Genomic DNA, 19,058 nt, shown 5'->3' on the forward strand with positions numbered 1-19,058 from the left:
GTCAGTACCGCACGGTCCTTCCGGGCGTGTCAACGGCGGACGGCACCGGCCGGCGGGCGCGCACTGCGCGTGCCGGGGCGGGCACCGGCGGGTGCCGGCGGACGGCGGCGGGCACGGGCGGACACCGGCCGTCCGGGAGGCGCCGGAGCGCGCGGGGCCCGTGATCCGGGGCAGACGGCCCGTTCCCCGGATTGGGCTACCCTTGAGGGTCACCCCTCCCGTGCCGGCCAGCGGCACCGAATCACGTCGTAAGGGTTCCTAGTACATGACTGTCGAATCGGTCTTCCCACGCCTGGAGGCCCTCCTCCCGCACGTCCAGAAGCCGATCCAGTACGTCGGCGGCGAGCTCAACTCGACCGTCAAGGACTGGGACGCCTGCGACGTCCGTTGGGCGTTGATGTACCCCGACGCCTACGAGGTCGGCCTGCCCAACCAGGGCGTCATGATCCTCTACGAGGTGCTGAACGAGCGCGAGGGCGTGCTCGCCGAGCGCACCTACAGCGTCTGGCCGGACCTCGAGGCGCTGATGCGCGAGCACGACGTCCCCCAGTTCACCGTGGACGCCCACCGCCCGGTGAAGGCCTTCGACGTGTTCGGGCTGTCGTTCTCCACCGAGCTCGGCTACACCAACATGCTCACGGCGCTCGACCTGGCCGGCATCCCGCTGGAGGCCGCGGCCCGCACCGACGAGGACCCGATCGTCCTGGCCGGCGGCCACGCGGCCTTCAACCCGGAGCCGATCGCCGACTTCATCGACTGCGCCGTGGTCGGCGACGGCGAGCAGGCCGTCCTCGACATCACGGAGATCATCCGCGCCTGGAAGGCCGAGGGCCGCCCGGGCGGCCGGGACGAGCTGCTGCTGCGCCTGGCCCGCACCGGCGGGGTGTACGTCCCGAAGTTCTACGACGTGGAGTACCTGGCCGACGGCCGGATCGGCCGCGTCGTGCCGAACGCCCCGGGCGTGCCGTGGCGGGTGTCCAAGCACACCGTGATGGACCTGGACGAGTGGCCGTACCCGAAGCAGCCGCTCGTCCCGCTCGCGGAGACGGTGCACGAGCGGATGTCCGTGGAGATCTTCCGCGGCTGCACCCGCGGCTGCCGCTTCTGCCAGGCCGGCATGATCACGCGCCCCGTGCGGGAGCGAAGCATCACCGGCATCGGCGAGATGGTGGAGCGCGGGCTGAAGGCGACCGGCTTCGAGGAGGTCGGCCTGCTGTCGCTGTCCAGCGCCGACCACACCGAGATCGGCGACATCGCCAAGGGCCTGGCGGACCGGTACACCGAGGACAAGATCGGCCTGTCGCTGCCGTCCACCCGCGTCGACGCCTTCAACATCGACCTCGCCAACGAGCTGTCCCGCAACGGGCGCCGCTCGGGCCTCACCTTCGCCCCCGAGGGCGGCAGCGAGCGCATGCGCAAGGTGATCAACAAGATGGTGTCGGAGGAGGACCTGATCCGCACCGTCGCCACCGCGTACGGCAACGGCTGGCGCCAGGTGAAGCTGTACTTCATGTGCGGCCTGCCGACCGAGACCGACGAGGACGTGCTCCAGATCGGCGAGATGGCGAAGAACGTCATCCAGAAGGGCCGCGAGGTCACCGGCCAGAACGACATCCGCTGCACCGTCTCCATCGGCGGGTTCGTGCCCAAGCCGCACACCCCGTTCCAGTGGGCCCCGCAGCTGTCCGCCGAGGACACCGACGCCCGCCTGGCCAAGCTGCGCGACTCGATCCGCGGCGACCGCAAGTACGGCAAGAACATCGGCTACCGCTACCACGACGGCAAGCCGGGCATCGTCGAGGGCCTGCTCTCCCGCGGCGACCGCCGGGTCGGCGCGATCATCCGCGCGGTCTACGAGGACGGCGGCCGCTTCGACGGCTGGCGCGAGTACTTCTCGTACGACCGCTGGATGGCCTGCGCCGACAAGGGCCTGTCCGGCACCGGCGTCGACGTCGACTGGTACACCACCCGCGAGCGCACCTACGAGGAGGTGCTGCCCTGGGACCACCTGGACAGCGGCCTCGACAAGGACTGGCTCTGGGAGGACTGGCAGGACGCCCTGGAGGAGGTCGAGGTCGACGACTGCCGCTGGACCCCGTGCTTCGACTGCGGCGTGTGCCCGCAGATGGACACCCAGATCCAGATCGGCCCCACCGGCAAGAAGATGCTCCCCCTGACGGTGGTCAACAAGTAGCGCGTCCCCCCGTCCCGCGACCCCCGGCCGGAACGTTCCGGCCGGGGGTCGCGGCGTGCGGTGGAGCGGAGGCTGACCAGGGGCGGAGCGAGGGGGAGCGCGGGGCGCGTACCCTTTGAGGTGACAGAGTCCGGACAGTGGCGGGAAGACGCCGCACCGGACGGGGACAACTGACTAAGGACTGAGCGACCCTGGCACGCCGTACGCCCGACGGTCCGCCGCCCGCGCCGACGGTGCAGCGGATTCGTCTCCGCTACACCAAGCGCGGCCGGCTCCGCTTCACCAGCCACCGCGACTTCCAGCGCGCCTTCGAGCGCGCCCTGCGCCGGTCCGCCGTTCCGATGGCCTACTCGGCCGGCTTCACCCCGCACCCGAAGGTCTCCTACGCCAACGCGGCCCCGACCGGGGTGGCGAGCGAGGCGGAGTACCTGGAGATCGGCCTGGCCGCGGTCCGCGACCCCGAGCAGCTGCGGGCGCAGCTGGACGAGTCGCTGCCGGCCGGCCTGGACGTGATCGACGCGGTCGAGGTCCGGACGCCGAACTTCGTGGAGCGCCTGGAAGCCTCCGAGTGGCTGCTCCGACTGGACGGCGTGGAGCCCGACGTGGCCGCCGAGGCGGTCGCGAGCTTCCTCGCCGCCGAGCGGGTCGAGGTCGAGCGCCGCACCAAGAACGGCCTGCGGGTCTTCGACGCGCGGGGCGCGGTGGCGGCGCTGGAAGCCGTCCCGGCCCAGGTCGAGGCCGGTGCGGACGCCGGGCCCGGAACCGACCGCGATGTTCGGACCGGCCGTCCCTGTGCGATACTGCGCCTGGTAGTACGACACGCCACACCCGCCGTACGACCCGACGACGTATTGTCCGGTCTCCGTGCGACGGCCGACCTGGCGCCGCCGGTCCCCGCAGAGGTGACCAGGCTGGCGCAGGGGCCGCTCGACGAGGAGACCGGCACGGTGACCGACCCGCTGGCGCTCGACCGCGCGGCGGCCCCGGTCGGCTCGGAGCCGGCCGTGGGGCCGCACGCTACCGCGTCCGCCTAGCGGGGGGAGGCCGGGTCCAGTGCCTCACTGGACCCGACGGTCCTCCAGGGTTCCCGCGGCTCCCCAGGGGAGCGAGCGTCGTCGCAGCACAGGCCTGCCACCCGGGGCCTGCCGACCAGGAAGGTCGGCCGGTCCGGGACCCCGTCCGGGAGCCACCCGGGGTTGGGGGACGGCGCAGCTTGGGAAAACCTCAGAAGACTGGTCAGAACCAGAAGACTTTCGACACCCCGCCGAGCGCGGGGCGCCGAGCGAGACTACGAGCCCCTGTGCGGCGTCGCGTCCGCGCGGCGGCACCGTCAAAAGGGTCCGGTCCGGGCATCGTCGCGATGCCGGCCACCCAGCGGTGCCGTGCCGTGCCCGGATGTGGAGCCCGGGGGCCTGACGGGAGATCCACCCGCATGCTCGATAACACCGATCCGCAGCAGACTGCGGCCACGGACCAGAACGAATCCGCCGCGACCGGTGGCGAGGGCGCGTCCGCCGCGCCGCCGCGCCGTCGTCGCCGCGCGGTGTCCCGCCCGGCAGGCACCCCGCAGGGTGCGGCCGCCGAGGCGGCCGAGACGGTGCTGCCGGCCGAGACGCCGACCGCCGCGGCCACCCCGGCTCCGGCCGTGGAGCCGGCGGCCGAGCCCGCCGCCGAGAAGCCGGTCCGGGCCCGCCGGACCCGCAAGCGCGCCGAGGCCCCGGCCGGGGCGCCGGAGGCCACCCCGATCGTGGTGACCGCACCGGAGACGGCGCAGGCCCCGGCGGCCGAGCCCGCCGCCGAGAAGCCCGCGAAGGCCACTAGGGCCACCAGGGCCACCAGGGCCACCAAGGCGGGCAAGACCGAGGAGGCGGAGAAGGCCGACAAGGCCGAGGTCGCCGAGGTCGCCGAGCCCGTCGCCGAGAAGCCCGCCCGGGCCCGGCGCACCCGCAAGCGCGCCGAGGCGCCCGCCGGTGCTCCCACGACCGAGGCCGAGGCGCCGGTCGTCGAGACGCCGGTCGTCGAGGCCGTCGCCCCCGAGGCCCCCGCCGCCGCCGAGCCGGTGGCCGAGGAGGCCCCGGCCGCTCCGGCCCGCCGCCCCCGCCGCCGTCGCGTGGTCGAGGCCGCGCCGGTCGTCGAGGCCCCGGTGGAGGAGCCCGTCGCCGAGGCGCCGCAGGCCGAGGAGCCCGCCGCCGCGGAGGAGCCCGAGGAGGAGGCCGTCGAGGCCGCCGCCCCCGAGGCCCCCGTCACCGAGGCGCCCGCCGAGCCGCACCACCGGGTGCGCCGCCGCGCCGTGCGCCCGGCCACCGCGGTCTTCCAGGCCCCGGTGTTCCAGGAGCCGGCCCCCTTCGTCGCGCCGTCCACGCCGTCCGCGCCGGCCACCGCGGCCGCGCCGCAGCAGCCCGTCGCCGCCCCGGTGCAGGCCGAGGCCCCGGCCGTGGCCGAGCGCACGGAGGAGGACGACGAGTTCGAGTACAGCGGTGTCGGCCGTCGCCGCCGGGTCCGTACCCGGGTCGAGCCGACCCGTCGCAAGCCGGCCGCCCAGGCGAAGGCCCAGGCCCAGGCCCAGGCGAAGGCGCCGGCGAAGGCCCCCGTGAAGGCCCCGGTCGAGGCCGCGCCGGTCGTCGAGGCCCCGGTCGCCGAGGCGCCCGCCGTGGAGGCCCCCGTCACCGGTCCGGAGACCGAGGGCGAGTGGGAGGACGACGGCCGTCCGTCGCGCCGTCGCCGCCGGGGTGGCCGCCGCCGCCGTCGTGGCGAGGCCGAGGAGTTCGAGGCCGCCGAGGCCGTCGAGACCGAGCAGCCCGCCGCCGAGGAGTCGGCCGAGGCCGTCGCCGAGGACGAGGGCGAGGAGGACGACGACCTGGCCGCCGGCCTGTCCTCGTCGCGCCGCCGCCGTCGCCGCCGTCGCCGCAGCGGTGAGGCCGGCGCCGTCGAGGCCGCCGAGACCACCGAGGACGGCGTCCGCACGGTGGTGAAGGTGCGCGAGCCGCGCCGCCGCTCCACCGAGCCGTCCTTCGACCCGGACGAGGTGCAGTCCATCAAGGGCTCGACCCGTCTGGAGGCCAAGAAGCAGCGCCGCCGCGAGGGCCGCGAGCTGGGCCGCCGCCGGGTGCCGATCATCACCGAGGCCGAGTTCCTGGCCCGCCGCGAGTCGGTCGAGCGCGTCATGGTGGTGCGCCAGAGCGGCCAGCGCACCCAGATCGGCGTCCTCGAGGACGGCGTGCTGGTCGAGCACTACGTCAACAAGGAGCAGGCCACCTCGTACGTCGGCAACGTCTACCTGGGCAAGGTCCAGAACGTGCTGCCGTCGATGGAGGCCGCCTTCGTCGACATCGGCAAGGGCCGCAACGCGGTGCTGTACGCCGGTGAGGTCAACTTCGGCGCGCTGGGCGGCCACGGCGGCCCGCGCCGGATCGAGTCGGTGCTGAAGTCCGGCCAGTCCGTGCTGGTGCAGGTCTCCAAGGACCCGATCGGCCACAAGGGCGCCCGCCTGACCAGCCAGATCTCGCTGCCCGGCCGCTACCTGGTGTACGTGCCCGAGGGCTCGATGACGGGCATCTCGCGCAAGCTCCCGGAGAACGAGCGCGCCCGGCTGAAGCAGATCCTCAAGAAGATCGTCCCGGACGACGCGGGCGTCATCGTGCGCACCGCCGCCGAGGGCGCCTCCGAGGAGGAGCTGACCCGCGACGTCCAGCGCCTCCAGCAGCAGTGGGAGGACATCCAGAAGAAGGCCGCGACCGGCAACGCCCCGGCGCTGCTGTACGGCGAGCCGGACATGACCGTCCGGGTCGTCCGCGACATCTTCAACGAGGACTTCAGCAAGGTCATCGTCTCCGGCGACGAGGCGTGGAAGACCATCCACGAGTACGTCTCCAACGTGGCCCCGGACCTCGCCGAGCGGCTCCAGCGGTGGACCTCCGAGGTGGACGTGTTCGCCACCTACCGGATCGACGAGCAGCTGATGAAGGCGCTGGACCGCAAGGTCTGGCTGCCCAGCGGCGGTTCGCTGGTGATCGACCGCACCGAGGCGATGGTCGTCATCGACGTCAACACCGGGAAGTTCGTCGGCCAGGGCGGCAACCTGGAGGAGACGGTCACCCGGAACAACATCGAGGCGGCCGAGGAGATCGTGCGCCAGCTGCGGCTGCGCGACCTCGGCGGCATCATCGTGATCGACTTCATCGACATGGTGCTGGAGTCCAACCGCGACCTGGTGCTGCGCCGCCTGCTGGAGTGCCTGGGCCGGGACCGGACCAAGCACCAGGTGGCCGAGGTCACCTCGCTGGGCCTGGTCCAGATGACCCGCAAGCGGGTCGGCCAGGGCCTGCTGGAGTCCTTCTCCGAGCCGTGCGTGCACTGCAACGGCCGCGGCGTGATCGTCCACATGGAGCAGCCGAGCGCCCACGTCCACGCCCCCGTGGCGGCGGGCGAGGCCGGTGCGGGCGGCGGCAAGCGTCGTCGTCGCGGCAAGGGCGGCGCGGGCCACGAGGAGCCGCAGGCCGTCGAGCCCGTGGTGACCATCCTGTCCGAGTCGGCGGAGGACGTCGCCGAGCCGGTGCGCGAGGAGATCGAGGGCCAGCTGGCCCTGGAGGTCCCGGGCGTCGAGGCTCCGGCCGAGGCGGCCGCGCCGGCCGTCGAGGTCCCCGCGGCCCCCGTGGCCGAGGTCCCGGCCGCCGCTCCGGCGGGCCGTCCGCGTCGCCGCGCGGTGCGCAAGGCGACCGCTCCGGCGGGTTCCCCGGACACCGCCGAGATCGTGGTGCTCCAGGCCAAGGCCGAGGCGGCGCTGGAGGCGGCCCTGGAGGCCGCCGCCCCGGCGGTCGCGGAAGCCGCCGCCGAGGCCGTCGCCGAGGCGCCGGGCGAGCCGGTCGTGGTCGCGGAGGCCGCGGTCGTCGCCGAGGCTCCCGAGGCCACGGAGGCTCCCGAGGCCACGGAGGCCGGCGAGGCTCCGGCCGAGGAGGCGCCGGCGCCGAAGAAGCGGGCCGCCCGCAAGACCGCCGCGAAGAAGACCGCCGCCAAGAAGACCACCACGGCGGCCAAGAAGACCACCGCCCGCAAGACCGCCACCAAGCGGACGAGCGCGGCGGCCAAGAAGGCCGCGGCCGCCGAGGGTGATACGGCGTCCGAGTAGTGCCCACGCCCGGGGCGGGAGTGATCCCGCCCCGGGTCGTACGGGCCGGTTTGCCCCCCGGGCGGCCGGTCCGTATTCTTGACCATCGGCGTGTCTACGCCATGCTCCCGAGCACATCACCTTCCCGGGTCGCCGCGTTCGCGCGGAGGGCCGGGGAGAGGCTCCTGTGTCCGTACCCAGGTGGCTGGCGTCGGGGGTTCCGACCGAGCAAGGAAAGCAGGTACCGCATGTACGCGATCGTTCGCGCAGGCGGCCGCCAGCACAAGGTCGCCGTGGGCGACGTGCTGGAGATCGACCGTATCGAGGCCAAGCCGGGTGACTCGGTCGAGCTCTCGACCATCCTCGTCGTCGACGGTGACGCCGTCACCTCCGACCCGTGGGTCCTGGCCGGCGTGAAGGCTCACGCCGAGGTGGTCGACCAGACCAAGGGTGACAAGATCGTCATCCTGCGTTACAAGAACAAGACCGGCTACCGCCGTCGCCAGGGTCACCGTCAGCAGCACACCGCGGTGCGCATCACGAGCATCGACTCGGTCAGCAAGTAAGGGGATAGCGAAAAATGGCACACAAGAAGGGCGCAAGCTCTACTCGTAACGGCCGTGACTCGAACGCCCAGCGCCTCGGCGTGAAGCGCTTCGGTGGCCAGGTCGTCTCCGCCGGCGAGATCCTCGTCCGCCAGCGCGGCACCCACTTCCACCCGGGTGCCGGTGTCGGTCGCGGTGGCGACGACACCCTGTTCGCGCTGACCGCCGGTGCGGTGCAGTTCGGCACCCGTCGTGGCCGCAAGGTCGTCAACATCGTGGCCGTCGAGGCCTGAGTCCCCGCGGACTCCCGAGTCTGAGAAGACCCACCGGGTCGGACAAGACTCACAGTGAAGGGTGGGCCGGAATTCTCCGGTCCACCCTTCACGCTTTACGCAGGTAGCAAGCAGACTCTCGCGCACTGGAGGCACACCCATGACCACCTTCGTGGACCGCGTCGAACTTCATGTCGCCGCGGGTAACGGGGGCCACGGCTGCGCCTCCGTGCACCGCGAGAAGTTCAAGCCGCTCGGCGGCCCGGACGGCGGCAACGGCGGTGAGGGCGGCAGCGTCATCCTCACCGTGGACTCGCAGGTCACCACCCTGCTGGAGTACCACCACTCGCCCAAGCGCAAGGCCACCAACGGCAAGCCGGGCGCGGGCGGCAACCGCACCGGCGCGATCGGCGAGGACCTCGTCCTGCTGGTGCCGGACGGCACCGTGGTGCTGGACCGCACGGGCAACGTGCTGGCCGACCTGGTCGGGCACGGCACGAGCTTCGTCGCCGCCCAGGGCGGCCGCGGCGGCCTCGGCAACGCCGCGCTGGCCTCGGCCCGCCGCAAGGCGCCCGGCTTCGCGCTGCTCGGCGAGCCCGGGGAGGCCCGTGACATCGTCATGGAGCTCAAGTCCGTCGCCGACGTGGCCCTGGTCGGCTACCCGAGCGCCGGCAAGTCCTCGCTGATCTCGGTGCTCTCCGCCGCCAAGCCGAAGATCGCGGACTACCCGTTCACCACCCTGATCCCCAACCTCGGGGTGGTCACCGCGGGCGACATCGTCTACACCATCGCCGACGTGCCCGGCCTGATCCCGGGCGCCAGCCAGGGCCGCGGCCTGGGCCTGGAGTTCCTGCGCCACGTGGAACGCTGTTCGGTGCTGGTGCACGTGCTGGACTGCGCCACCCTGGAGCCCGGCCGCGACCCGCTGACCGACCTGGAGACCATCGAGGCCGAGCTCGCCGAGTACGGCGGTCTGGAGGACCGCCCGCGCCTGGTCGCGCTCAACAAGGTGGACGTCCCGGACGGCCAGGACATCGCCGACCTGACCCGCGCCTCCCTGGAGGAGCGCGGCTACCGGGTGTTCGAGGTCTCCGCCGCCTCCCGCAAGGGCCTGCGCGAGCTGAGCTTCGCCGTGGCCGGGATCGTCGCCGAGGCGCGCGCCGCCAAGCCGGCCGAGGAGTCCACCCGGATCGTGCTGCGGCCCAAGGCCGTCGACGACGCCGGCTTCACCATCACCGAGGAGGACGGCGCGTACCACATCCGCGGCGTCAAGCCGGAGCGCTGGGTCCGCCAGACCGACTTCAGCAACGACGAGGCCGTCGGCTACCTCGCCGACCGGCTGGCCCGCCTCGGGATCGAGCAGGAGCTGTGGAAGATCGGGGCGCACGAGGGCGACACCGTCGTCATCGGCCCCGAGGAGAACGCCGTCGTCTTCGACTGGGAGCCGACCATGGCCGCCGGTGCCGAGATGCTCGGCCGTCGCGGTGAGGACCACCGCTTCGAGAACCCGCGCCCGGCGGTCGACCGCCGCCGCGAGAAGCAGAAGGGCCGGGACGCGGCCGAGTCCGAGTTCCTCGCCTTCGAGGCGCTCTCCAGCGGCCGCCAGGCCGCCATCGAGGGCGAGGACGACGAGGACCACTGAGCCTCGGAGTCCTGAGGCCTGTCTCCAGGGCCCCTGTCGGACGGCCCCCGTCACCTGTCGAAGGTGGCGGGGGCCGTCCGCGTGCTCAGCGGTGACCGGGCGTCACTTGGCCCAGGAGGCCTGGAGCTTCAGCGGGTCGGCCAGGTCGGTGTAGCCGACCGCGGCCGGGGTGTTCCCGGGGATGGAGATGATGGTGCAGCCCTTGGCCTCGGCGCCCTTGGTCACGCCCTGGAACTTCGCCCCGGTGCACTTGGGCAGCGGGGTGGCGGCGGTCATGACGTTGAGCCCCTTCTTGCCGGCGGTGTCGAAGACGACGAACTTCGAGTCCGGGGCGGTGAAGGAGAGGCTGGCGTCCCCGACGTTCTTGATGGTGTAGCTCACGTACACCGGGGTGCGGCCTTCCAGGCCGACGATGCTGATCTTGGCGGCGGTGAAGTCCTGCACCGAGCCGACCTCGACGCCGGTGACGGTGATCTCCAGCTTGGTGGCGACCTTGGAGGTCTTGTCGGCGAAGTCCACGGTGGCGCTCTGGCCGACCTTCACGCTGCTGGCGGCCGCCGGGACGGCTCCGCCGCCGGCCCCGCCGCCCGCCGCACCGGCGGTGCCCGCGCCGCCGGCCGCCGCTCCGCCGGTCGCCGCACCCGACGGGGCCGCGGTCGAACCGCCGGCCGCGCCGCCGGTCGCGGTGCCCCCGGTGGCGGCACCTCCGGTGGCGGTGCCCGGAGCGCCGCTGGTCGGCGCCGGAGCGGCACCGGTCGAGCCGCCCGCCGGTGCGGCCGGGTCGGCGTTGTCCGGCCCGCAGGCCGCGAGCGACAGTGCGGTGGCCGCCGCGAGCGCGGCGAAGGTCAGCTTGGTGGTGTACGAACGCATGGTGCGCATTTCTCCTGGGCGCACGGCCGCGACCGTTGCCGGCCTTTGCCCAGTGCGGCGCCGCCCGTCGTGACAGGAAGGGTCGATGACGACATGGGTCCAGCGGGCAAGAAGCCGTCCCCCGATCTGGCTTGCGGTCAGGGACCATACCAGTCATCCGGATTGCCGGACGGGCTGTGGCGGGCCCGTGACCGGGCCGGGTCCAGCCGGTGAAACACCCGGCGGGTGACCTGCGCCGATCGCGTAGATTGCGGGGGTGACGGCCGGGCCCGGGCCCCGCCGTACCCGCACCACACCGGAAGGGCGTACAGCGAGATGAGCGAGGACTCTCTGCGGGACGAGGTGCTGACCGCGCGGCGGATCGTCGTCAAGGTCGGCTCCTCCTCCCTGACCACGGCGGCCGGCGGCCTGGACGCCGACCGCGTCGACGCCCTGGTGGACGCGCTCGCCAAGCTGCGCGGCCGCCCCGGGGCGCCGGAGGTCGTGCTCGTCTCCTCCGGCGCGATCGCCGCCGGCCTGGCCCCGCTCGGCCTGGACCGGCGGCCCAAGGACCTGGCCCGCCAGCAGGCCGCCGCCAGCGTCGGCCAGGGCCTGCTGGTCGCCCGCTACACCGCCTCCTTCGCCCGGTACGGGATCAGGGTCGGCCAGGTGCTGCTCACCGCCGAGGACGCCAGCCGGCGCGCCCACTACCGCAACGCCTACCGCACCCTGGACCAGCTGCTCGCGATGGGCGCGATGCCGATCGTCAACGAGAACGACACCGTCGCCACCGCCGAAATCAAGTTCGGCGACAACGACCGGCTCGCCGCCCTGGTCGCCCACCTGGTCCGCGCCGACCTGCTGGTGCTGCTCTCCGACGTGGACGGCCTGTACGACGGCGACCCGTCCCGCCCCGGCACCAGCCGGATCGCCGAGGTGCGCGGCCCGCAGGACCTCGACGGCATCGAGATCGGCAGCGCCGGCAAGGCCGGGGTCGGCACCGGCGGCATGGTCACCAAGGTCGAGGCGGCCCGGATCGCCACCGGCGCCGGCATCCCGGTGGTGCTCACCGCCGCCAGCCAGGCCGCCGACGCGCTGGCCGGCCGGCCCACCGGCACGCTCTTCCTGCGCACCGGAAGCCGGACCTCCGACCGGATGCTCTGGCTGGCCCACGCGAGCAGCCCGCGCGGGGCGCTGCACCTGGACGAGGGTGCCGTCCGGGCGGTCGTCTCCGGCGGCGCCTCGCTGCTGCCGGCCGGGGTCACCAAGGTCGACGGGGAGTTCGCCGCGGGTGATCCGGTGGACCTTCTTGCCGAAAACGGCCACATCGTGGCTCGCGGACTGGTCAACTTTGATGCGAGGGAGTTGCCCCGCCTGCTCGGCCGGTCCACCCGCGACCTGGCCCAGGAGTTCGGCGCCGCGTACGAGCGCGAGGTCGTCCACCGCGACGACCTGGTCGTTCTGCGCGGCTGACCGGCCCGGCGGGCCGGCACCGGCCGCCCGGCCGATCGGCGCAGCGCGCACGGCGGACCGCTCCGTACCGGGAGCGGCCCGGCCACGGGCGAGGAGGGGCGCAGCCGTACCGGTCGGCCGAGGGTCGACGGGGCCGGTGGGGACGACAGGACATCGCCGAACAGGAGGCCGCCGGTGGAACGCAGGCGCGAGGCAGCGCTGACCGCAGGGACGGCGGGCCGGCGGCTGACCAGCATCGACGGCGGGCGCGGGGACGGCCCCGCCGAGCCGGCCGGTCCGCCGCCGCAGAGGCCCGGCGGGGTGCGCAGGATGCGGCCCGAACGCGACCGGGCGGCCCAGCCGCCCACCGTGCCCGAGCAGGCGCGGCTGTGGCACGTGGTGCTGAGCGTGGCCGGGCAGGTCACCCCGCTGCCCTCGCTGCGCGCCTCACTGGAGCAGCTGGCGCACGACCACTCGTTCTTCCTGACCGCCCGCTACGCGGCCGACCACGCGGAGATCCGCTACTGGGAGCAGGCCCGGGACCTCCACGACGCGGCGGCCATCGCGCTGCGGCTGTGGGGCGAGCACAAGGTCACCGCGAACCTGCCGCCCTGGGAGATCGTCGGGCTGGAGGTGGTCGACCGGGCGACGTACCACAAACGGGTGGCGGAGGGCTTCGGCGACCCGCCGCCGCACCTGGGCGGCGTGCACCCGTACTGAGCCGCCCCGTACTGAGCCGCCTCGTACCGGGCCGCCTCGTACCGGGCCGCCCCGTACCGGGCACTCCCGTGCCGGGCCGTCCCCGGCGGCCGGGCGGCCCCCTCGGCCGGGGATCGTCGGGCCGGGACCGGCGGAGCGGCGTCTCACCGGGCGAAATACCGCCCGGGCGGGGCGGGTGCAGTCGCTACCCTTGGCGGCATGACCAGCGACCTCGCCACCGCCGACAGCCCCGTCCTCGCCGTAGCGCGCCGAGCCCGGGAGGCCGCCGCCGCGCTCGCCCCGCTGCCGCGCGGCGCGAAGGACGCCGCGTTGCTGGCGGTCGCGGACGCCCTGGTGGCCCGCGGCGCCGAGATCGTCGCGGCCAACGCCGAGGACGTGGAGCGGGCCCGGGCGGTCGGCACGGCCGAGTCGGTGATCGACCGGCTGACCCTGACCGAGGAGCGGATCGCCGCGATCGCCTCCGACGTGCGCGACGTGGCGGGCCTGCCCGACCCGGTCGGCGAGGTGGTGCGCGGCTACACCCTGCCCAACGGCCTGGACGTGCGGCAGGTCCGGGTGCCGCTCGGCGTGGTCGGCATCATCTACGAGGCCCGCCCGAACGTCACCGCGGACGCCGCCGCGCTCTGCCTCAAGTCCGGCAACGCGGTGCTGCTGCGCGGCTCCGCCTCCGCCTACCGCTCCAACACCGCGCTGGTCGCCGTGGTGCGCGACGCCGTCGCCGCGGCCGGGCTGCCCGCCGACGCGGTCCAGCTGGTGCCGGGGGAGAGCCGGGACTCGGTGCGGGAGCTGATGCGCGCCCGCGGCCACGTGGACGTGCTGATCCCGCGCGGCGGCGCCTCGCTGATCCGCACCGTGGTCGAGGGCTCCACCGTCCCGGTGATCGAGACCGGCACCGGCAACTGCCACGTCTACGTGGACGCCGAGACGGACCTGGCGATGGCCGTCGGCATCCTGCTGAACTCCAAGGCGCAGCGGGTCAGCGTCTGCAACGCGGCCGAGACGCTGCTGGTCCACCAGGACGTCGCGGACGCCTTCCTGCCGCTCGCGCTGGCGGCGCTCGCCGAGGCCGGGGTGACGGTGCACGGTGACGAGGCGGTGCTGAAGGCCGCCGAGGGCGGCCCGGCCACCGTGGTGCCGGCCACCGACGAGGACTGGGGCGCCGAGTACCTCTCGCTGGACCTGGCCGCCGCGGTGGTGCCCTCGCTGGACGCCGCCGTCGAGCACATCCGCCGCTGGTCCTCCGGCCACACCGAGGCGATCGTCACCACGTCGCAGGCCGCCGCCCGCCGGTTCACCCGGTTGGTCGACTCCACCACGGTGGCCGTCAACGCCTCGACCCGCTTCACCGACGGCGGTGAGTTCGGCTTCGGCGCGGAGATCGGCATCTCCACCCAGAAGCTGCACGCCCGCGGCCCGATGGGCCTGCCCGAGCTGACCAGCACCAAGTACATCGTCACTGGTGACGGCCACGTGCGGGGCGAGGCGGCGCAGACCGTGGGCGGGAACGCGCACGGCCGCTGAACGCCGGGTGAGGGGCGTCCGTCACACGTGTGACGGACCAACTGCCGGGAGCCACAGACAAATCGCCCGGCCGGTAATACGCTGAATCCGTGGCTGAGGATGTGGGGGGCTTCCCGTACCCCGACGGCGCCGACCACGGTGGTGCGGACGACGAGTTCGCCACCGTGGTCTTCGATGAGGCCTTCGTCCGGTCCGCCGCCGTGCACGAGCCGACCGCCAAGGAGCGGCAACTCGCCGCCGCCGAGGCCCGGTTCGAGCCGGACGCCGCGGGCCCGGGCTGGGGCTGTGACGTCCCTGCGGGGGACGGACTGCCGCTGGAACTGCGCCCGTACCCGAGCGGGCTCGACGCGGACCACCTCTACCCCGATCCCTGGTCGGGGCCGGACCGGGCGGCCGACCGCCGGGTCCGGCGGCGGTGGCGACGCGGCTACGACCCGGTGCGCTCCCGCGGGCGGTACGTGGCCCAGCAGCGGTGGCACCGGCCGGTGGCCTGGGTGCTCGCCGTGATCATGGGCGTGGGCCTGGTGGCGATCGCGGTCGCGGCGATCTACCAGGGCGTGGGCGGTTCCGCGGGAGCGCCCCGGCGCCCCGAGTCCGGCACCAGCAGCGCCGGGGTCGATCCGGGGCAGGCCCCGGCCGATCCCCCGCTGGTGGTCACGGCACCGGCGGGCTAGGGCGGGCCGGGGCGGGCCGATGCCATCGCCCCGGGCGCGGGCGCACGCCCGGGGGCGGTGGTCACTGAGCGTTCCCGGGAATGTGCGCCCGCACCCTCGTGGCGGCGCCGGTGTCGGCCTACCCTGGTGGTGTGGGTGACCCGCGAGAGCCTCCGGAGGGTACGCCCGAGGGCGGTTCCGGCAACGAGGACGAATTCCGGTCCGTCGTGTTCGACGAATCGTTCGTGCGGGCTGCCCGCATCCAGGAACTGTCCGCCCGGGAGCGGCTGGCCGGCTCCTTCGGCAAGGCCACCCGGCCGCGGGTGCGGCTCGGCCCGCTGGGCACCGTCCCGCGCCAGGCGCTCATCCTGCTGCTGCTCATCCTGCTCGCCTTCGGGACCGCGGTGTACTTCGGCGTGAGCTCGCCGAGGGGGACCGCGGTGCGGCCCGAGGGCAGTCAACTGACCGTCAGCCTGGTCGCGTTGAGCCCGGCGTCGGCCGTCCGCCCGGTCGCCGACCCGGCGGACCCGTTCACCGCGCTGCAGCCCGGGTACGGGGACGGCACGATCGGGCTGAACACCCCGACCGGGGCCGCCACCGAGCACTTCAGCCGGGTCGAGGTGACCAAGGCGCTCGACACCGTCCAGCGCTACCTGGTCGCCTCCTCGCTGGCCCCGGCCGCGCTGGTCCAGGGCGCCACCGCCGACGTGCGGGCCTTCGTCACGCCCGGTGAGCAGGCGGAGTTCGACGCGAGCGTGGCGCAGCCGGTGGACGACCGGCACCACGCGGTGACCGGCTGGATGGTCCGCTTCGACCCGGCGCAGGTCGCGCTGGCCTCGAACACCGTGAAGGTGGCCGGCGCGATGCGGATCGACGAGGCGGACGGCGGGACCCTGCAGATCACCACCGACCACACCTTCGTCTACGCGCTGAAGCCGGCCGGGGCCCCGGCCGGAGCGCCGGTCACCCTGGAGACCGTGCGGCGGCAGCTGACCTTCGAGTTCGACCGGGTCGACCTGGCCTCGGCGCAGCTGCGGCTGGTGGACTCGGTGGTGCAGGCCGGTCCGGAGCCCTGCGACACCTCGATGGCGGGCTTCCTGCAGCCGGTGCTGGCCACCGCGCAGGGCACGGCGGTCGCGCCGCCGTCGCCGGTCGACCCCGGCAACCACGCCCGGCCGGGCTGGCAGGTGTGCGCGGTGCTGGCGGGCGGCTGAGGCGTGCCCCGGCCGTGGAACGGCGAGGCGGCCGGTGCCCCGGACGGGACACCGGCCGCCGTCGCGGTCGGGGTGGGCCGGCGGTCGTCGCGGCCCCGGGGGTCAGCTGCCGTCGCGGTCCGCGGAACCCGAGCCCGCTGAACCCGAGCCCGAGGAGCTGTTGCCCGAGGAACCGTTGCCCGAGGAGCCGTTGCGGCCGGCGGCGCCGGTGAAGGTGTCGCGGAGCTTGCCGCCGACGGTCGCCGCGCCGCCGGCGACGTCCCGGAGCAGGCCCATCAGCGGGTCCTTGCTCTCCTTGACCGAGCTGGTGTAGTGGTCGGCGGCGGCCTTCCACTGCTCGGAGACCGAGGCGTCCGGGTCGTCCGCGCGGCGCGGGTAGGCACCGGCCACGATCGAGCGGTAGTCGTCGCTCTCCGCCCACTTCTTCAGCTGGGCGACCCGCACCACCGCGAAGGGGTGGGTCTGCGGCAGCAGCTGGAGCACCTTGAGCACGCCGTCGCGCAGATCGCCGGCCTTCTCGTACTCCTCGGCCTGCTCCAGGAAGGCGTCGACGTTCATCTCGGCCAGGTTGTGGCCGCCGGCCAGCTTCATCAGGGCCCGCATGGACGCCTGGAGGTCCTGTCCGGCGAGCAGGCCGGCCCGGTCGCTGGACAGCTCCGCCTTGCGGAACCACTCCTTGAGCGCGGTGATGACCGCGGTGATCGCCAGGTTGCCCAGCGGCACCCAGGCGATCCGGGTGGCGATGTTGGTGAGGATCATCAGCATCGTCCGGTAGACGGCGTGGCCGGACATCGCGTGGCCGACCTCGTGGCCGATGACGGAGCGCAGTTCCTCCTCGTCGAGCAGCTCGACCAGGCCGCTGGTGACCACGATGACCGGGGTGTCGATGCCGATGCAGTAGGCGTTGACCGTCGGGTCCTGGGAGACGTACAGGTCGGGGACCTGCTCCAGGTCGAGCACGTAGGCGGCGTCCCGCACCATGTCGTGCAGCTCCGGGAACTGGCGCTCGGAGGTCTTCACGGCGGTGGCCAGGAACATCAGCCGGATCGCCCGCTCGGAGACCAGACCGGCGAGCTTCTTCAGGATGTCGTCGAAGCCGGTGAGCTTGCGCAGCGCGACCAGGGCCGAGCGGTCCGCCGGGTGCTCCCAGGCCCGGGTGGAGATTCCGGGGAAGCGCTCGCGGCGGCGGCTCGGGGCCTTCACGGTCGTGTCGGTCATGGTCTGAGTACCTCCTGGTCGACGGCGGCCGCGGCCCGCTGGCCCGCCCCCCGTTGGTCTTCGCCTGCAACGACTGTCTGTGCAACGCGCGCGGTTGCGTACTCGTCCCCGGGGGCAGCGTACGCGCGGAGCGTCCCGGGGGCGGCGGGCGCGTCACCGGGGCCGGTGGGCGGCGTCGGTGTGAGGCCGGTTTAACCTGAGTCCTGGACGACCGAGACCGGACCCGGCCGCGGTACCGAGCAGTTCGAGGAGCCCCCGCAGATGTCCACCGACACGCTTGTCAGCCTGGCCGCGCCCATCTCCGACGAGACCGGCCCGGGCCTGTTCCTGCGGATCATCGTGGTCGCGTCCTTCGTGGGCATCGGCCTGCTGGTCTGGATCATGGCCCGCGCCTTCAAGAACAACTAGGGCCGCTCTCCCGGGCCTGTCGCCGGGCCCGTTCCCGGCCGGCTCGCGGCCCGTTCCCGGCCCTCGCCCCCGGCTCGTGCTCACGCCCGGTCAGCGGCGGTGGGCCGCCGAGCGGTTGCCGTGTAACCCCCCGTACGATGACGGGTGGGCCCTCACCGGCCCGGAACCACCCCCAGGTCCGTTCCCCGAGCCGAGAAGGTCCCGCCGACCATGAGCACTGCTGCCGCACTCCCCGTTCTGAACCTTCTCGCCGAGGGCGAGGGGGGCAACCACGACAGCCTGAACCCGGCCCTGACCGGTGGCGCCGCGCTGTTCATCCTGCTGGTCCTGCTCTTCATCACCACCCGCTTCAACCGGGACCGCTGAGCCGGCCGCGCGGACCGCTCGGGGAGCGTCCGGCCACCGGCCGGCCGCTCCCTCACGCATCTGCGGAGAACCCCCACCCGGCCGTTCCCGCACCGTAACGGGTGTCGCGTAAGGTGTGGCGGCATGGGAGAGCAGGCCGGGAATCCCGGCGGACCGGAACCGGTGAAGAAGCGCCTCGGCGTGATGGGCGGCACCTTCGACCCGATCCACCACGGCCACCTCGTCGCCGCCAGTGAGGTCGCGAGCGCGTTCCACCTGGACGAAGTGATCTTCGTGCCGACCGGGCAGCCGTGGCAGAAGAGCGACCGCCACGTCACCCCGGCCGAGGACCGCTACCTGATGACGGTCATCGCCACCGCCGAGAACCCGCAGTTCTCGGTCAGCCGGATCGACATCGACCGCGAGGGCCCGACGTACACCGTCGACACCCTGCGCGACCTGCACGCCCTGCACCCGGACGCCGACCTCTTCTTCATCACCGGCGCCGACGCGCTCGCCCAGATCCTCTCCTGGCGCGACTCCGACGAGCTCTTCTCGCTGGCCCACTTCATCGGATGCACCCGCCCGGGGCACACTCTGTCGGACGCCGGGCTTCCGGTGGGCGGGGTCTCCCTGGTGGAGGTCCCGGCGCTGGCCATCTCCTCCACGGACTGCCGCAACCGGGTCGCCAAGGGTGAGCCCGTCTGGTACCTCGTCCCGGACGGCGTGGTCCGCTACATCGACAAGCGGGCGCTGTACGCGCCGCGCGGGGACTGATCCAGGAGCGGTGCATGACTGATCGCAGCGACGGCCGGCGGCCGGAGGACTGGTCCACCGGGCAGTACCAGCAGCCGTACCAGGGCTACCAGAACCCGCAGCAGCAGCAACCACAGCAGCCGCAGCCGCAGCCGCAGTCGTGTA

Annotated in this window: 16 protein-coding genes; 14 read left to right on the forward strand and 2 right to left on the reverse strand. The window is 73.8% G+C overall.

Going from position 1 to position 19,058, the window contains the following annotated elements:
• Positions 1–265 precede the first annotated feature (265 nt).
• The 6 genes from ACGFSC_RS19945 (at position 266) to obgE (ending at position 9,757) form a co-directional block, all read left to right on the forward strand.
• Positions 266–2,194 carry a TIGR03960 family B12-binding radical SAM protein gene (locus tag ACGFSC_RS19945; protein WP_359908081.1) on the forward strand — a complete coding sequence of 643 codons (1,929 nt, stop codon included), beginning with the start codon at positions 266–268 and terminating at the stop codon, positions 2,192–2,194.
• A 233-nt stretch (positions 2,195–2,427) separates the two neighbouring features.
• Positions 2,428–3,228 (forward strand): TIGR03936 family radical SAM-associated protein, encoded by an 801-nt coding sequence (locus ACGFSC_RS19950; protein WP_359910945.1) that lies wholly within the window; start codon positions 2,428–2,430, stop codon positions 3,226–3,228.
• Positions 3,229–3,626: 398 nt separating this feature from the next.
• Positions 3,627–7,319 carry an Rne/Rng family ribonuclease gene (locus tag ACGFSC_RS19955; protein WP_359910948.1) on the forward strand — a complete coding sequence of 1,231 codons (3,693 nt, stop codon included), beginning with the start codon at positions 3,627–3,629 and terminating at the stop codon, positions 7,317–7,319.
• 227 nt (positions 7,320–7,546) lie between these two features.
• Positions 7,547–7,864, forward strand: coding sequence for a 50S ribosomal protein L21 (rplU, locus tag ACGFSC_RS19960; protein ID WP_045696828.1), 318 nt, complete (start codon positions 7,547–7,549; stop codon positions 7,862–7,864).
• A 14-nt stretch (positions 7,865–7,878) separates the two neighbouring features.
• Complete coding sequence (rpmA, locus tag ACGFSC_RS19965) at positions 7,879–8,136, forward strand: 50S ribosomal protein L27 (protein ID WP_030309712.1); 258 nt, start codon at positions 7,879–7,881, stop codon at positions 8,134–8,136.
• A gap of 139 nt (positions 8,137–8,275) precedes the next feature.
• Positions 8,276–9,757 (forward strand): GTPase ObgE, encoded by a 1,482-nt coding sequence (gene obgE, locus ACGFSC_RS19970; protein ID WP_359910951.1) that lies wholly within the window; start codon positions 8,276–8,278, stop codon positions 9,755–9,757.
• A 102-nt stretch (positions 9,758–9,859) separates the two neighbouring features.
• On the opposite strand, the gene ACGFSC_RS19975 is transcribed toward obgE, so the two are convergent.
• Positions 9,860–10,636 carry a hypothetical protein gene (locus tag ACGFSC_RS19975; RefSeq protein ID WP_359910952.1) on the reverse strand — a complete coding sequence of 259 codons (777 nt, stop codon included), beginning with the start codon at positions 10,634–10,636 and terminating at the stop codon, positions 9,860–9,862.
• 306 nt (positions 10,637–10,942) lie between these two features.
• On the opposite strand from ACGFSC_RS19975, the gene proB reads away from it, so the two are divergent.
• From proB to ACGFSC_RS20000, 5 genes are all read left to right on the forward strand, one after another.
• On the forward strand, positions 10,943–12,079 hold the full coding sequence (gene proB, locus ACGFSC_RS19980) for a glutamate 5-kinase (protein WP_359910954.1): 1,137 nt from the start codon (positions 10,943–10,945) through the stop codon (positions 12,077–12,079).
• A 174-nt stretch (positions 12,080–12,253) separates the two neighbouring features.
• Positions 12,254–12,778, forward strand: coding sequence for a hypothetical protein (locus ACGFSC_RS19985; protein WP_359910956.1), 525 nt, complete (start codon positions 12,254–12,256; stop codon positions 12,776–12,778).
• Between the two features lie 198 nt (positions 12,779–12,976).
• Entirely contained in the window at positions 12,977–14,299 is a 1,323-nt protein-coding gene (locus ACGFSC_RS19990; RefSeq protein ID WP_359910957.1) for a glutamate-5-semialdehyde dehydrogenase, read from the forward strand.
• Positions 14,300–14,388: 89 nt separating this feature from the next.
• Positions 14,389–14,973, forward strand: coding sequence for a hypothetical protein (locus ACGFSC_RS19995; protein WP_359910959.1), 585 nt, complete (start codon positions 14,389–14,391; stop codon positions 14,971–14,973).
• Between the two features lie 131 nt (positions 14,974–15,104).
• Entirely contained in the window at positions 15,105–16,166 is a 1,062-nt protein-coding gene (locus ACGFSC_RS20000) for a hypothetical protein (RefSeq protein ID WP_359910962.1), read from the forward strand.
• Between the two features lie 102 nt (positions 16,167–16,268).
• Here ACGFSC_RS20000 and ACGFSC_RS20005 read toward each other — a convergent pair whose 3' ends face one another.
• Positions 16,269–17,384, reverse strand: a complete 1,116-nt coding sequence (locus ACGFSC_RS20005) for a M48 family metallopeptidase (RefSeq protein WP_359910964.1) — start codon at positions 17,382–17,384, stop codon at positions 16,269–16,271.
• A 261-nt stretch (positions 17,385–17,645) separates the two neighbouring features.
• Here ACGFSC_RS20005 and ACGFSC_RS20010 point away from each other — a divergent pair, with 261 nt between their 5' ends.
• The 3 genes from ACGFSC_RS20010 (at position 17,646) to nadD (ending at position 18,914) form a co-directional block, all read left to right on the forward strand.
• Positions 17,646–17,792 carry a hypothetical protein gene (locus tag ACGFSC_RS20010; protein ID WP_359910966.1) on the forward strand — a complete coding sequence of 49 codons (147 nt, stop codon included), beginning with the start codon at positions 17,646–17,648 and terminating at the stop codon, positions 17,790–17,792.
• Between the two features lie 210 nt (positions 17,793–18,002).
• Entirely contained in the window at positions 18,003–18,158 is a 156-nt protein-coding gene (locus tag ACGFSC_RS20015; protein ID WP_359910967.1) for a hypothetical protein, read from the forward strand.
• A 123-nt stretch (positions 18,159–18,281) separates the two neighbouring features.
• Positions 18,282–18,914, forward strand: a complete 633-nt coding sequence (nadD, locus tag ACGFSC_RS20020; RefSeq protein WP_049658574.1) for a nicotinate-nucleotide adenylyltransferase — start codon at positions 18,282–18,284, stop codon at positions 18,912–18,914.
• Positions 18,915–19,058: the final 144 nt, after the last annotated feature.

The sequence above is a fragment of the Kitasatospora sp. NPDC048715 genome, from assembly GCF_043198905.1.
GTDB lineage: Bacteria > Actinomycetota > Actinomycetes > Streptomycetales > Streptomycetaceae > Kitasatospora > Kitasatospora lactacystinica.